A 15,709-nucleotide genomic window follows, 5' to 3' on the forward strand; every position below is an offset into this window, starting at 1 on the left:
TAAGGAGAGCATCATGAAAATAGAAGATTTTGATTTTCAATTACCAGAATCCTTAATTGCACAAACGCCGCTTCAGGACAGGGCATCGTCAAGATTAATGGTGTTAAATCGGGAAAAACAAACGATTGAACATCAATATTTTAGTGCCATCACCAATTACTTAAATCCTGGTGATTGTTTGGTACTGAACAATACGAAGGTCTTGCCTGCTAGGCTATTCGGTGAGAAAAAAGGAACAGGTGCAAAGGTAGAAGTGTTACTGCTTCATCAGCAAGAGGCAGATAACTGGGAAGTGTTATTGAAACCAGCCAAAAAGGTGAAAATAGGGACAGAGATTATTTTTGGTAACGGGCTGTTAAAAGCAGAATGTAAGGAAAAGAAGGAGCATGGTGGTGCCATTTTGACCTTCCAATATGAAGAGATTTTTTACGAGTTGCTAGATCAATTAGGGGAGATGCCTCTCCCACCATATATTAAAGAGCAGCTTGACGATCGTGACCGGTACCAAACCGTATATGCGAAGGAACAAGGCTCTGCAGCAGCCCCTACAGCAGGTCTACATTTTACTACGGAGCTCCTTGATGAAATTGCTCAAAAAGGGGTTCACATTGCCTATATCACTCTTCATGTTGGGCTTGGAACCTTTCGTCCAGTGAATGTGGAGGATATCGAAAATCACGAGATGCATGCTGAATTTTATCATGTGGATGATGAAACAGCCCAATTGCTTAACGATGTAAGGTCTAAAGGTGGCCGAATTATAACAGTAGGCACAACCTCTACTCGTACGTTAGAAACCATTGCTAGGGATCAGCATGGAGAATTTAAGAAACAATCAGGGTGGACAGATATTTTTATTTATCCACCATATGAATTTAAGGCAATTGATGGATTAATTACGAACTTTCATTTGCCAAAATCCACTTTAATCATGCTCATCAGTGCCTTTGCTGGTCGAGAATTTGTTTTAAAAGCATACGAGGAGGCTGTTCAACAGGAATATCGCTTCTTCAGCTTTGGGGATGCAATGTTGATTGAATAACTTTAGGAGTGTAACGGAATGACAATGCCAATAACCTATGAATTCATAAAAGAATGTAAACAAACAGGAGCGCGTTTAGGTAAGGTTCACACACCTCATGGATCCTTTGAGACGCCTGTATTTATGCCTGTAGGAACATTAGCTACAGTAAAAACGATGAGTCCAGAAGAAATTGAGGAAATGGGGGCCAATATTATTCTCTCCAATACATATCATTTGTGGTTACGTCCCGGAGAGGATATTATTAAGGATGCAGGTGGGCTTCATAAATTCATGAATTGGGATGGGGCTATTTTAACTGATTCAGGTGGATTTCAGGTGTTTAGTCTAAGTGATATGCGAAAAATCACCGAAGATGGGGTACATTTTAGGAATCATTTAAGTGGAGAAAAGTTATTCCTATCTCCTGAAAAGGCCATGCAAATTCAAAATGCACTTGGTTCTGATATTATGATGGCTTTTGATGAGTGTCCACCATATCCAGCTGAGCATGACTACATGAAGAGGTCAGTTGAACGAACAAGTAGATGGGCAGAAAGATGCTTAAATGCTCACGCCAGACCAAATGATCAAGGTCTCTTCGGAATTGTTCAGGGAGGCGAATATGAGGATTTAAGACGTCAAAGCGCTGAAGATTTAATTTCATTAGATTTACCAGGGTATGCTGTGGGTGGATTATCTGTCGGTGAACCTAAGGATGTCATGAATAGAGTATTAGAATTCACGACTCCTTTATTACCCAAACATAAACCTAGATACCTAATGGGTGTGGGCTCACCAGATTCATTGATTGATGGGGCCATTCGCGGTATTGACATGTTTGATTGTGTATTACCAACACGCATAGCCCGCAATGGAACATGTATGACATCAACAGGTAGATTGGTTGTTCGGAATGCAAAATATGCGAGAGACTTTTCTCCTTTAGATGAAAATTGTGATTGTTATACATGTAGAAATTACTCACGAGCCTATATCCGTCACCTTATAAAAGCAAATGAAACGTTTGGATTTAGACTTACCACTTATCATAATCTATATTTTTTGATAAAATTAATGGGACAAGTACGCCAAGCGATTCGAAATGATTCTCTAGGTGACTTTCGAGAAGAATTCTTTGAACAATATGGTTTTAATAAACCGAATGCAAAAAACTTCTAAGTGGAAAGGGGTGAAACATAGGTGGAAACATTAATTCCAATTATTTTGTTCTTTGTCATTTTCTATTTCCTTTTAATTCGTCCTCAACAAAAACGCCAAAAGAAAGTTCAACAAATGCAGAGTGACTTGAAAAAGGATGATAAGATTATTACGATTGGCGGTATGCACGGCGTTATTCATGCGCTAGATGAAGGCACCATCGTAATCAGTACAGAAGATGGAACAAAGCTTACATATGATCGATCTGCAGTTCGAGAAGTTGTAAGTACAGAAGGATAAATGACATTAAAAAAAATGCTGTCCCACATCAACAGGTGGGACAGCATTTTTTAGTCTCGATTTCCTTGCATATTTACCCCACTAATGCCACCGAGCAATGCTGCAGCTAGAAAAAGGGCATGATAAATCCACTGACTACCACTAAAAAGCTGATCATAGGCTAAAAATTGGTAGAGTAAAATAAATATACTATAACCAAGTCCCGTAATAGTCCCTAACAGCCACCCTTTCTCTTTTCCTTTCATACCTGACAGAAGACCACCAGCAAAAAGATAGATAAGACCTAGCCCAAGTGTTAGCCAGTTTAATGTACTGTTTCCGATTTCTGTATAGCGTATGACCAACGCTAAAATAAAACTACTCAACAGCATTAATGCGAAAATGGTAATCCAACCATAGAGTAAGGCTGTAAATCTTTTCATTACCATTTAAAACTCCTCCTCCTTGTTTGTCCACTTATAATTTATTGTATTCATGAATATTTAAAATAGAATGAAAATATTTTATATATGGACATGAATATATATAGTAATGACCACCATGATTTTCATTTCCATTCATCAGGACAGTAAGGAAAAAGACAAGGGTAAAAGGAGATATTATATGGAAGCTGCATTTTCAATTGCCATTTTTTTGATTAGTTATTTGTTTATTATTTTGGAAAAAGTGAATCGGGCACTCGTAGCATTAACAGGTGGAGTATTAATGCTTTGTGCAGGAGTATTCACCTGGAATGATGCTTTTCAGTCCTATATTGACTGGCATACTATTACATTGTTGTTTTCGATGATGGTACTAGTATCGATTACACAAAAAACAGGGTTCTTTGAATACATTGCTCTACTTTTAGCTCAACGTGTAAATGGAGAGCCAGTTAAACTTTTTATTGTAGTTGCCATTTTAACGGCGATGGGTTCGGCTTTATTAGATAATGTAACAACAGTGTTACTATTTGTACCAGTTATACTCAACCTAACAAATATCTTATCATTGCCTTCCTTTCCTTATTTACTCATTATCATATTTAGTTCGAACATAGGAGGAACGGCCACTTTAATTGGGGACCCACCCAATATCATGATTGGTCAAGCTGTAGAGCATTTAACCTTTGTTTCGTTTTTAACGAACCTAGCTCCGATTGTAGTCGTTATTTTTGTCAGTACATTAATGCTCATGTTATTCCTATTTCGTTCAACCTTAAAGGCGGATCAGCAAAATCTAGTGAAAATAAAAGAGTTAAATCCAGATGACTATTTAAAGAAATCACCATTACTCTATAAATCTTTACTTGTACTCTGTTTAACAATAGCTGGATTTCTCCTTCATCCAGTATTACATGTTGATTTAACGACAATAGCAGTTAGTGGTGCATTGTTATTGCTATTGCTTACAGACAGGGATGTGAATGCTGAGGTTGTGTTTAAAGAGGTTGAATGGCTTACTTTATTCTTTTTTATTGGGTTATTTGTTTTGGTAGGAGGATTACAAGCAACAGGGGTCATTGATGAAATATCGAAAGGGGTTATCTTCGTCACAGAAGGGGACTTGCCTAAGACTGCACTCATCATTTTATGGATATCTGGACTATTCTCCGGAATTGTAGATAATATACCATTTGTAGCGGCGACCATACCGATTATTGAGGAGTTCAAGGAATTCGGAATGATGAATTTGGACCCACTGTGGTGGGCGTTAGCGTTAGGAGCATGCCTAGGTGGAAATGGATCTCTAGTCGGAGCGTCTGCGAATGTGGTAGTAGCGGGGATTGCCGCTAGCCATGGAGAAGGAATTTCGTTTCTCCGATTTATGAAGTATGGGATTCCCATCGTTATTTTCTCCTTAGTGATTGCAACGTTATATATGATCATTCGTTATTTATTACCTTATTTACAGGGGTCACTAGTATAAATTCACTTCCTTGTGGTCATAAATAATAGCAGCAATGATAGAGGAAGTGTAGACGTGGAAGCTGTTGCTCTTGTAATTTTACGTACCTTTGGCATGTATTTGATTCTCTATTTGCTCCTACGTATAATGGGGAAAAGAGAACTCGGAGAAATTAGTATTTTTGATTTAGTAATCTTCATTATGTTAGCTGAAATGGCTGTTATATCAATTGAAGATCTTAAAAAGGGCTTCTTTTACAGTATTATCCCTATGGTGGTTTTGCTGATCATTCAACGTATTTCAGCAAAGGTCTCTTTAAAAAATCAAAAGATTAGAGAAATCATCGACGGTAAGCCATCTATTATTATTCAAAATGGAAAAATAGATGAAAAAGAGATGAAACATCAACGCTACAATATAGATGATTTGTTAATTAATTTACACGAAAAAGGTATCCTATTGGTACAAGACGTAGAGCTTGCTATTTTAGAGCCTAATGGAAAGCTTTCAGTATTTGAAAAGAAAAATAACCCAGTTGAATATTACGAACCTTTGATTGCAGATGGTAAGGTTCAATATCAAGTATTAAAACGGATGGGAAAAAGCGAGGAATGGTTAGAGGGTCAATTAAGGCATATGGGGTATGAAGACACCAAGAGTATTTCATATTGTTCAATGAATAAGGATGGTAGTCTCCATGTTGATGAATCCAATCTAGAACAGTAAAGGTGCCTGTCACTTGATTTACAAGTGCAGGCACCTAATTTATTTTTCCTTATTAAAAAACGGAAGCTGATTTAATTCTTCTTTTGTAATAAATCGGAACATAAACAACAGGATGATATAAATGCCAGTCAATAGCACAAAAATAATCAATAATGATATGAGTTGTTCCTCGGCCTGTGGAAAAAACTCATACAGCTTATGTCCAACATAATAGGTGACAAGAAGTAGGCTAATCATTTTTAAAATGTCTACAAGTGGTAATCTGAATTGAATATATTTAACTAAAACAGAAAAGTGTAAGAAGGTTACCAATACTACCCCTACAATAATGGCTAAAACTACCCCGGCAATTCCAAACTGAGGCTGAGATGCTAAAATGAGTAGTGTTGCTAGTTTCACGATAGAGCCAATGATACTATTGTACATAGCTTGCTTGGCCAAATCTAAAGCTTGTAGAGCTGCTTGTAAAGGTGCTTGAAAATATAGCAAAATAAAAAATGGTGCCATTAACGTAACAAAGTGACTGGCATCAGGGTCGTTGTACATAAATTGCAGTATTGGTTTGGCAAAGATAAACAGGACAATGGTGGCAAGAGCACCAGATGCAAACGAGAGTCGTATCGATTGATGTATTCGAAAATGGATGAGTCTGATTTGTTTTTTTGCCTCTGCTTCACTGATAGATGGGACTAATGCTGTTGATAATGACGTTGTAATAAATGTTGGTAAAAAGAGCAAGGGTAAAACGTATCCTGTTAATTCACCGTATAGTTTGGTGCTTTGGGTTACTGTATATCCTGCAATGGCTAAACTTTGTGAAACTAAAATGGGCTCCAAAAAGTGAGTTAGGTTTCCAACCAGCCTGCTACCTGTTGTTGGAACAGCAATTGACATTAATTCTTTCAGTGTTCCAGTAGCTTTTTGTAAGGACTGAACGATATTTACTCTTAGCTTGATTCGCTTGTTCGTTTTAAACTGATAAATAATATACATCAAGGAACAGAATTCACCAATCACAACTGATATCATCGCACCACTTGCTGCAAATTCTACACCGTAGGGAAGAAGCATTTTTGTTAAAAATGCAACGAGCGCAATCCTTACAATTTGCTCAATTACCTGTGATATAGCTTGTGGTTTCATATTTTGTCGACCTTGAAAATAACCACGTAATACGGCGGACATCGCAACGATAGGAATAATTGGACTGATTGCGTACAATGGATACAGTGTTCGTTCATCTGTTAATAAATATTGCGCCACTATTGGTGAAATAAATAGAAAGGCTACGGTAAATACAGTGCTTAAGATTAGAGTTAAGGTAAAGGATACAAGCAAAATCTTTTTTATTTTTGGTTTGTCCCCTTTTGCATCCGCCTCAGCTACTCGTTTCGATATGGCGACAGGTAAGCCGAAATGAGTAACAGTTATAACGAGAAATAGGGTAGGAAGGGCCATCATATAAAGTCCGACACCTTCTTCTCCCATAATTCGTGCTACAACAATACGGTTAATAAAACCAAGAAACCTAGTAATTAATCCGGCTACAATTAATACAAGAGTGCCTTGGATGAATGTTTGTTTTGACATGCGTTCGCCCTGCCTTCTCAAAAGTTTAAAAATCATATACAATGAATGTATATGCATGAAGGTTGGTCAAGCATGACAAGCCTAACTAGGCTTTTCAAAAAAATTGATGGAATAGCTTTATTTGCGTACATATAATTGTGTGACCATAATGGAGCTGGGACGGTAAAGGGGGAACAAGAATGAAGGAAGTGAGGAATGTAGCTGAATGGAGACCTTTCGTCGCACCGGCACTTGCGAGTAAGGTGGACGAGCTTCATGTACTAGGATACGATAAAGCAACGGAAGAAGATGTTTGGAACTGTTTGATGAAGAAGGTTTGGAAAAAGAACGTTGAAAAACGACTACATGAAATTGTTCAGGATATTCTGCACCTTAATGCGGGTATTTATATGAGCTATTTAACAATAGAGATTTATAGAGATCGAGATGACGACTTATTATCCCAAATTGAAGCATTAAAGGATTTGGAGAATCAAGAAAACTAGTTTACATGCACAAGCTATATATTTGTACATAATAAAGATAAGTTGAATAGCTACGGTGTGAGGATTAAAGGAGGAGCACGTCAACATGGTGAAAAAGGGAAGAATTGTCGCCTTTTTCTTGCTTGTTTTCATATTTGCAGGAATCATTGGCACAACGACAACAGATATAACAAAAGGAATACCACTTGGGCTAGATTTGCAGGGAGGCTTTGAAATCCTGTATGAAATAGAGCCTTTAGATGACGGACAAGAAGTAACCCCAACCATGATGGAAGGTACTGTCCAGGCTTTACGTGAGCGTGTCGATGTTTTGGGTATTAATGAAACCCAAATTGAAATCGAAGGGGATAATCGAATACGAGTGCAGCTTGCGGGTATTCAAGATCAAACCGAGGCTCGTGAACTTTTATCAACTGAGGCTAGGTTATCTTTCCGTGATGTAAATGATAAAGAGTACTTAGATGGTTCAGATATCGTAGAAGGTAGTGCACAACAGGATTATGACCAAATGAACCGGCCCAACGTTACCTTACAGTTAAAGAGTGCAAAAAAGTTTGCCGAAGTGACAGAAAAAATCATGGGAATGGATGACCCAAGTACGCCATTAGTGCCAGAGAACCGTCTTGTCATTTGGATGGACTATGAAGAAGGAGATTCCTATGAAGAAGAATCTCAAAAAGAAGATCCAAAGTTTGTCTCAGCACCTACGGTTGATGAGATCATTAACGGAACACGAGTGGAGATTAATGGTGATTTTACAGTAGATTCTGCCCAACGCTTAGCTGACATTCTAAATGCCGGCTCTCTACCAGTTAGTATGGAGGAAATATACTCCGTATCGGTAGGTGCACAGTTTGGTGAACAAGCCTTAACGAAGACCGTTATTGCAAGTGCTATTGGAGTTGGATTAATCTTTATATTTATGATTGCTTATTACCGATTTCCGGGGTTTATTGCTTCCATAACCATTAGCATTTATATATTCTTAATTTTACTAGTCTTTTACGCAATGAATGGTGTATTAACGTTGCCAGGTCTTGCAGCATTAGTATTAGGTGTTGGAATGGCCGTCGATGCCAATATTATCACCATGGAACGTATTAAAGAGGAATTAAAAGCAGGTAAAACAGTACTTTCTGCTTTTCGGGCAGGGAATAAACACTCTCTTACTGCTATTTTTGATGCAAATATAACCACCTTAATTGCAGCCATTGTTTTGTTTATCTATGGAACAAGCTCGGTTAAAGGGTTTGCTACCATGTTAATTGTGAGTATTTTAGTTAGTTTCTTGACCGCTGTTTATGGTTCCAGATTGTTACTTGGACTATGGGTAAATAGTAAAGCCCTAAATAAAAAGCCTGGTTACTTTGGTGTTAAACAAGAAGACATTAAGGATATTACCAAAGGGGAAGAAGTGGAACCAAAATGGTTTGGTAAAAGCTTTAATATTGTAAGACACCGAAAGAGATTCATTACGGTTTCGGCTACTTTAGTTATTGTCGGAATTATATGTTTAGCTGCCTTCCGCCTAAATTTAGGAATTGATTTTACCGCTGGTTCAAGAATTCAGGTTCTTGCAGACGAGTCAATTACGGTGGAAGAGGTTGAGGAAGATTTTGAAAGCTTAGGTTTAACACCGGTTGAAATTACTCAAGCAGGTGATGATAATGAAATCGCAATGGTTCGCTTTGACGAGGTTTTGGGAGAAGATACTATTGCAGAAGTGAAGGAGCACTTTAGTTCTGTTTATGGAAACGAACCTAGTGCCAGCACCGTAACACCTGAAGTCGGGAAGGAATTAGCACAGAATGCTATATTAGCTGTACTATTCGCATCGCTCGGGATTATTATCTATGTAACGATTCGATTTGAATTCTTTTTTGCTATTACAGCTATTATCGCATTATTACATGATGCGTTCTTTGTACTAGCATTGTTTAGCATTTTCCATCTCGAATTTGACATCACCATTATTGCAGCAATCCTCACAATTGTGGGGTACTCAATCAATGATACAATTGTTACCTTTGACCGAATCCGAGAAAACTTAAAACTGAAAAGACGTGTGAAGTCCTTTAAGGAATTAGCGGCAATTGTGAATAAGAGTTTAATGCAGACTATAACAAGAAGTGTGAATACAACTATCACAACCTTATTTGCAGCCTTAATGCTGTTTATCTTTGGGGCAACAGCCATTACAAACTTTTCATTTGCCTTAATCGTCGGTCTTATAGCCGGTATGTATTCTTCTCTCTTCTTAGCAGCTCAACTTTGGCTAATATGGAGAGGGAAAAAGCTAGATGAAAAACCGATCACATTTGAAAAGAAGAAAAATACTGGTGGTCCACAGGTATAAATAGGAATTCAAAGAAGTTATCAAGAATGAAACCCTTGTCGGCGAAAAACGACAAGGGTTTACATATGTTTTACGCTGGGTAAAACAATAACATTAGAGAAAGATAAAAGGAGTGACGAGCGTGAAAGGTCAAACGTCCATTATATTAGCTATTATCTTTGCATTAATTGTCGCCATATTTGCGGTCATTAATGTCGATTCCGTACCTGTTAACTTTTTCTTTGCAACAAGAGAGGCACCACTTATTCTCGTTATTTTAATATCTGTTTTAATGGGAAGTATTATCACAGCAGCATTTGGACTCGTAAAGATTTTGCAGCTACAGAGGCAAATTAGGCAAATGAAAAAAGAAATGAACCTCCAACAAGATACTCCAGCAGAGCAAATTCAGGAAGGCGAAGACATACAGGAAGAAACTGACGATAACCAAAATGAGGAACAGGAACCAAGCAAATAAGGAGACTGTTTTATGAAGGTATTTTGTTTATTATAGTTCACAATAGATGTAAAATGCGACGTAACTCTAGCGTGACTCGTTTCTAAATATCTATTTGATGAGTACGAAACCATCGCTCCGGAAATACACTTCGCTTTCACCCAAGGGCACAAGTGCGACATCTACTCAAACTCCATTTGGTCGTTTTCATAGTGTCTTCTTTGCCGCGGGCGAGCGGTGAGCCTCCTCGCTAACGCTGCGGGGTCTCACCTGTCTCTTTGCTCCCACGAAGAACCGGACGTTCAAGTGTCGGTGCTCTGCCACTGGACGTGGCCGTTTTTAACCGACCAGGAGTCTCCGTGTATTTCCTCCGGAACGGTTTGCATGCACTCTAATATTCATCAGAACGATTCTTAAAAGTTTTAACTACGTCACATTTTCTATCTTTTATGTCAAAATTCAATTTGCTCCCCCTAACAAGCTCTAGTATAATAGTTTCGTTAGGGGTGAATATATGTTAGAAAGTAAAGCGCTATGGAAGTCTAATCGACAGCAGGAAATAGAGTGTGACATTGACTTACCCATATCAAATGTAACGAAAGACCTCTTACTTCAAAGAGGAATTCGTGATACCAATACAGCTAAAAAGTTTTTATCACCTTCACTAGAGGATCTTCATGATCCCTTTTTATTTTCTGACATGAAAAAAGTAAAAGATAGAGTAGAGAGAGCCATTGAGGCTAATGAAAGAATCTTAGTATTTGGAGATTATGATGCAGATGGTGTAACATCTACAACATTACTAGTAGAATCCTTACGAGAAAAAGGGGCGGTCGTGGATTTTTACATACCGAACCGTTTTACGGAAGGATATGGCCCAAACGAGGCAGCCTTTAGACAAGCTAAGGATGCTGGCGTCTCTTTAATTTTGACAGTTGATACAGGAATTGCAGCGGTAGATGAAGCGAAGGTCGCGAAAGATTTGGACATGGATTTGATTATAACCGATCACCACGAACAACAGGAAATACTACCAGATGCATATGCCATCATACATCCAAAGCTATGCGAGGATTATCCATTTGATGAACTTGCGGGTGTTGGTGTTGCTTTTAAAGTTGCACATGCGCTATTAGGTACATTACCAAAGCATTTTCTTGAATTAGCTGCCATAGGAACGGTTGCTGATTTAGTGCCATTAAAGGACGAGAACCGAGTAATGGTAGCTCATGGACTACAGTTTTTAACCTCCTCTCAACGTCCGGGAATTCAAATGCTAAAAGAAGTGTGTGGGATAACAGGCGAAGTGTCGGAAGAAAATATCGGTTTCGGGATTGGCCCAAGACTAAATGCAGTTGGTCGATTACAGGATGCATCATTGGCAGTTGAATTACTTTTAGAGCGTGATATAGACCAGGCGCGTGAGTTCGCTGCACAGGTTCAACAATTAAATCAAAAAAGGCAACAGTTGGTAACAGAAATAGCAAATGAAGCCAAAAAGATGATTCAAGAACAAGAGATGGAGCAAGATGCAGTGTTAGTTGTTGCCAAAAAAGATTGGAATCCGGGTGTACTAGGAATTGTGGCATCTAGACTTGGCAATATGTATCATAAGCCCGCTATTGTTCTTGGTATTGATTCTGAAAAAGGTGAAGCGAAAGGCTCGGCTCGAAGTATTGATGCGTTTAATCTTTTTGAGAACTGTATGGAAATTAAACATCTTTTCATTGCTTTTGGTGGACACTCACAAGCAGCCGGGATGACAGTTGGAGTGGACAAGATAGATGAATTACGAACAGCAATTAACAAATTAGCGAATGATAAACTTACAGAAGCAGATTTTCAGCCGGTCCTATCCATCGATCAAAAGGTTGAACTTGAGGATATATCCCTAGAAACAATCAAGGAAATCGAGCAATTAGCTCCTTTTGGAATGGCGAATCCGAAGCCTTTATTTCAAATAGATGAGCAAACTCCTAGTGAAATCAGATTAATTGGTTCAAAAGAAAACCATTTGAAAATGAACTTTCAGAGAGAATCAGTTTCACTTGATGCCATTGGATTTGGGATGGGGGACCTCTTTCCTAAAATTGCTCCACAGTCTGCACTATCCTTGGTAGGAGAACTTGGGATAAATGAGTGGAACGGGCGAAAAAAGCTTCAAATTATGCTGAAAGATGTTAAGGTTAATGAATGGCAGCTGTTCGATTTTCGTGGTTTAAAGCATGTAGCTAAACAGATAAAAGGTTTAGATATGAAAGAACATGTGGGCTTATATTTTGGGGATTCTACATTAGTTGAACCATGGGCCTTTGAGCAATTTAGCTGTGTTCATATAGATGAATGGCAAGAACATGAGTGGGATAAAGTGTCCGGTTTATGGTTGCTTGATCTACCGTCATCATTACAGGAATTAAGTGATGTCTTAAGCCAGATTAAACCGAAAAATATTTACGCATATTTTAAAACAAATCAACAGAATTTTTTCAGTCAAGTGCCAACGAGATCGCACTTTAAAACATTTTATGGCATGATGATGAAACGGGGAAAGCTCGACCTAAATCAGGAGAAAAATTCATTTGCCAAGTCCCGTGGTTGGTCACTCGACTTTCTGGATTTTATAATTAAAGTGTTTTTAGAGTTGCAATTTGTTAAAATAGAGGATAGAGTTTTACATTATGTTACAAAACCGGCTAAAAGAGATTTGACAGAATCAGCTACCTATCAACTAAAGCTTAGCCAAATAGAAGTCGAAAAAACGTTGTATTTTTCAACCTATAAAGAATTGAAAAATTGGATAGATGGTCACATTCAGGTGAGCCAATTGAAGGAGGAAGTCATTCATGGACTATAAAAAATACATCACAGTTGTTGATGACTGGCCAAAAGAAGGAATTAAATTTAAAGATATTACTACTTTGATGGATAATGGGAAGGCTTTTAAATCAGCTGTAGATGAAATTGTTGCCTATGCCAGTGATCTTGAAATTGATGTAGTGGTTGGACCTGAGGCACGAGGGTTTATTATTGGCTGCCCTGTATCCTATGCCCTAGAGGTTGGGTTTGCACCAGTTCGAAAAGAAGGGAAGTTACCACGGGAAGTAATTAAAGTTGATTACGGTTTGGAATATGGAAAAGATGTGTTAACTATTCATAAGGATGCCATCAAACCTGGACAAAGAGTTCTAATCACAGATGACTTACTCGCTACTGGGGGTACCATCGAAGCAACAATCAAGCTTGTTGAAGAATTAGGTGGTATTGTAGTTGGTTGTGCCTTCCTTATTGAATTAACATATTTACACGGACGAGATAAACTAAAAGACTACAATGTGTTAACACTCATGCAGTATTAATATCGGAAAGAGTACTCTTCATTAAGGGTACTCTTTGTATTAATATAGAGGTTTAGAATGGATTGGACAGAAATGTACAAATTTTCCTCCATTTCTATCCTTTTTTACTTTACAAACGTGCACAATTTCTATAATAATGAATAAAACATATAAAAAATTTAGTATGGTAGATATAAGGTGATTTCATGTCTAGAGATAATATAACAATAGCGGATGAGGTTATAAAGGGAGCGTCTAAATATCTTTCAGAGAAAGATGTAGACTTTATTCGGCGTGCATATCAATTCGCAGACAATGCACATAGGGACCAGTTTCGTAAATCTGGTGAACCATATATAAATCATCCAATTCAAGTAGCGAGTATTTTGGTTGATTTAGAAATGGACCCTGCAACCGTGTCCTGCGGATTTTTACATGACGTAGTCGAGGATACAGAAATAACACTAGAGGATTTAGAAAAAGAATTTAATGAAGAAGTAGCCATGCTTGTTGATGGGGTAACCAAACTGGGGAAAATTAAATATAAATCAAAAGAAGAACAACAGGCTGAAAACCACCGTAAGATGTTTGTTGCCATGGCAAAAGACATCCGCGTGATTTTAATTAAGCTTGCCGATCGTCTTCACAATATGCGCACATTAAAGCATCTACCATCGGAAAAACAACGGAGAATAGCCAATGAAACATTGGAGATTTTTGCTCCAATCGCTCATCGACTCGGGATTTCAACCATCAAGTGGGAATTAGAAGATACTGCATTACGATATTTAAATCCACAGCAATATTACCGCATCGTCAATTTAATGAAACAAAAGCGTAATGAGCGTGAATCCTATATTCATGAAGTGATTGACGAGATTAATAAGCAGCTAGAAGATGTCCAAATTGAGGCAGATATATCAGGACGTCCTAAGCATTTGTATAGTATATATCGAAAAATGGTTATGCAAAACAAGCAATTTAATGAAATCTATGATTTATTAGCTGTCCGTGTAATGGTCAATAGTATTAAGGATTGCTATGCAGTATTAGGCATTATCCATACCTGTTGGAAGCCAATGCCAGGTAGATTTAAAGACTATATTGCCATGCCTAAACCGAACTTATACCAATCTCTACACACAACCGTAATTGGTCCTAAAGGAGAACCGCTTGAAGTCCAAATTCGTACGAAGGAAATGCACGAGATTGCAGAATTCGGGATAGCGGCTCACTGGGCTTACAAAGAGGGTAAACATGTAAATACGAAAACAAAGAAATCCTTTGAAGATGAACTAACCTGGTTTAGAGAGATACTAGAATGGCAAAATGAGACTCATGATGCAGAGGAATTCATGGAAACCTTAAAAATGGATTTATTTTCAGATATGGTGTATGTATTTACGCCTAAGGGTGATGTTATCGAATTGCCATCGGGTTCTGTACCGATTGATTTTGCTTATCGTATTCATACGGAAATCGGAAATAAAACAATTGGATCAAAAATTAATGGCAAAATGGAGCCGTTAGATTATCAGCTGAAAACAGGCGACATTATTGAAATTATGACATCCAAGCATTCCTATGGTCCATCCCGGGACTGGTTAAAAATCACCAAGACCTCACAAGCCAAAAACAAAATTAAACAGTTCTTTAAGAAACAGAAACGTGATGAAAACATCAGTAAGGGTAAAGAGCTGGTTGAAAAAGAATTAGAAAACTTAAACATTGATGCAAAAGAAGTTCTCACACCTAATAATTTAGCCAGGGTAGGGGAGAAATTTAATTTCAACAATGAAGAAGATATGTACGCAGCAGTAGGATATCAAGGGATTACAGCAGCACAAATTGCCAATCGCTTAGCAGATAAGGTTCGGAATCAAAAGAAGGTTCAAAACTTTGAACATGCACTAGAGGAAGCTAAGCAGGAGGTTGGCTCTACTTTTAGACGGCGAAAAACAGACTCTGGTGTAAAGGTTAAAGGTGTTGATAACCTTTTAATCCGATTATCCAAATGCTGCAACCCAGTTCCTGGTGATGAAATTGTCGGTTATATTACAAAAGGACGGGGCGTTTCGGTCCATCGAGAGGATTGTCCAAATGTTAAGAATGATGATATTAAAGGTAGACTCCTTGAGGTCGACTGGGAAAGTGCTGGTGATGAAGGTAAGCAGTTTAGTGTAGACATTGAAATCACCGGATATGATCGTAATGGATTATTAAATGAGGTTCTACAGGCCATTAATGAATCCAAAACAAGTATTACTGCTGTAACGGGAAAATCAGATCAAAAGCAAATGGCGACGATTAATGTCACGATATCGATTCATAATATCAGCCATTTACGTAAAATTGTGGATAGAATTAAACAAATTTCTGATGTTTATACCGTGAGAAGAAAGGTGCAGTAAC

Annotated in this window: 13 protein-coding genes; 11 read left to right on the forward strand and 2 right to left on the reverse strand. The window is 38.0% G+C overall.

What is annotated here, in order from left to right:
- Nucleotides 1-13: 13 nt before the first annotated feature.
- The 3 genes from queA to yajC are packed head-to-tail and all read left to right on the forward strand — an operon-like array spanning nt 14 to nt 2,482.
- On the forward strand, nt 14-1,042 hold the full coding sequence (gene queA, locus GH754_RS18390; protein WP_153730118.1) for a tRNA preQ1(34) S-adenosylmethionine ribosyltransferase-isomerase QueA: 1,029 nt from the start codon (nt 14-16) through the stop codon (nt 1,040-1,042).
- 24 nt (nt 1,043-1,066) lie between these two features.
- The gene (tgt, locus tag GH754_RS18395) at nt 1,067-2,203 is read left to right on the forward strand and encodes a tRNA guanosine(34) transglycosylase Tgt (RefSeq protein WP_153730142.1); all 1,137 of its coding nucleotides are present in this window, start codon (nt 1,067-1,069) and stop codon (nt 2,201-2,203) included.
- Between the two features lie 21 nt (nt 2,204-2,224).
- Nucleotides 2,225-2,482 (forward strand): preprotein translocase subunit YajC, encoded by a 258-nt coding sequence (gene yajC, locus GH754_RS18400; RefSeq protein ID WP_323742107.1) that lies wholly within the window; start codon nt 2,225-2,227, stop codon nt 2,480-2,482.
- A gap of 50 nt (nt 2,483-2,532) precedes the next feature.
- Here yajC and GH754_RS18405 read toward each other — a convergent pair whose 3' ends face one another.
- On the reverse strand, nt 2,533-2,910 hold the full coding sequence (locus tag GH754_RS18405) for a TIGR04086 family membrane protein (RefSeq protein WP_153730119.1): 378 nt from the start codon (nt 2,908-2,910) through the stop codon (nt 2,533-2,535).
- A gap of 175 nt (nt 2,911-3,085) precedes the next feature.
- Here GH754_RS18405 and GH754_RS18410 point away from each other — a divergent pair, with 175 nt between their 5' ends.
- Nucleotides 3,086-4,390 (forward strand): ArsB/NhaD family transporter, encoded by a 1,305-nt coding sequence (locus GH754_RS18410; RefSeq protein WP_153730120.1) that lies wholly within the window; start codon nt 3,086-3,088, stop codon nt 4,388-4,390.
- A 54-nt stretch (nt 4,391-4,444) separates the two neighbouring features.
- On the forward strand, nt 4,445-5,095 hold the full coding sequence (locus GH754_RS18415) for a DUF421 domain-containing protein (RefSeq protein ID WP_323742108.1): 651 nt from the start codon (nt 4,445-4,447) through the stop codon (nt 5,093-5,095).
- 39 nt (nt 5,096-5,134) lie between these two features.
- On the opposite strand, the gene spoVB is transcribed toward GH754_RS18415, so the two are convergent.
- The gene (spoVB, locus tag GH754_RS18420; protein WP_153730121.1) at nt 5,135-6,685 is read right to left on the reverse strand and encodes a stage V sporulation protein B; all 1,551 of its coding nucleotides are present in this window, start codon (nt 6,683-6,685) and stop codon (nt 5,135-5,137) included.
- A gap of 179 nt (nt 6,686-6,864) precedes the next feature.
- Between spoVB and GH754_RS18425 the strand changes: the two genes are divergently transcribed.
- The 6 genes from GH754_RS18425 (at nt 6,865) to GH754_RS18450 (ending at nt 15,708) form a co-directional block, all read left to right on the forward strand.
- A complete protein-coding gene (locus tag GH754_RS18425; RefSeq protein WP_153730122.1) occupies nt 6,865-7,170 on the forward strand; it encodes a post-transcriptional regulator in 306 nt (101 codons plus the stop codon).
- Between the two features lie 85 nt (nt 7,171-7,255).
- Nucleotides 7,256-9,526, forward strand: a complete 2,271-nt coding sequence (secDF, locus tag GH754_RS18430; RefSeq protein ID WP_153730123.1) for a protein translocase subunit SecDF — start codon at nt 7,256-7,258, stop codon at nt 9,524-9,526.
- Nucleotides 9,527-9,647: 121 nt separating this feature from the next.
- Nucleotides 9,648-9,983 carry a LapA family protein gene (locus GH754_RS18435; RefSeq protein ID WP_323742109.1) on the forward strand — a complete coding sequence of 112 codons (336 nt, stop codon included), beginning with the start codon at nt 9,648-9,650 and terminating at the stop codon, nt 9,981-9,983.
- A 493-nt stretch (nt 9,984-10,476) separates the two neighbouring features.
- Nucleotides 10,477-12,816: a single-stranded-DNA-specific exonuclease RecJ gene (recJ, locus tag GH754_RS18440; protein ID WP_153730124.1), complete on the forward strand. Its 2,340-nt coding sequence runs from the start codon at nt 10,477-10,479 to the stop codon at nt 12,814-12,816.
- Complete coding sequence (locus tag GH754_RS18445) at nt 12,806-13,318, forward strand: adenine phosphoribosyltransferase (RefSeq protein WP_153730125.1); 513 nt, start codon at nt 12,806-12,808, stop codon at nt 13,316-13,318. Before recJ ends, GH754_RS18445 begins: the two co-directional genes overlap by 11 nt.
- A gap of 185 nt (nt 13,319-13,503) precedes the next feature.
- Nucleotides 13,504-15,708 carry a RelA/SpoT family protein gene (locus GH754_RS18450; protein WP_153730126.1) on the forward strand — a complete coding sequence of 735 codons (2,205 nt, stop codon included), beginning with the start codon at nt 13,504-13,506 and terminating at the stop codon, nt 15,706-15,708.
- Nucleotide 15,709: the final 1 nt, after the last annotated feature.

This window comes from Salinibacillus xinjiangensis, from assembly GCF_009649735.1.
In the GTDB taxonomy this organism is placed as follows: Bacteria; Bacillota; Bacilli; order Bacillales; family Alkalibacillaceae; genus Salinibacillus; species Salinibacillus xinjiangensis.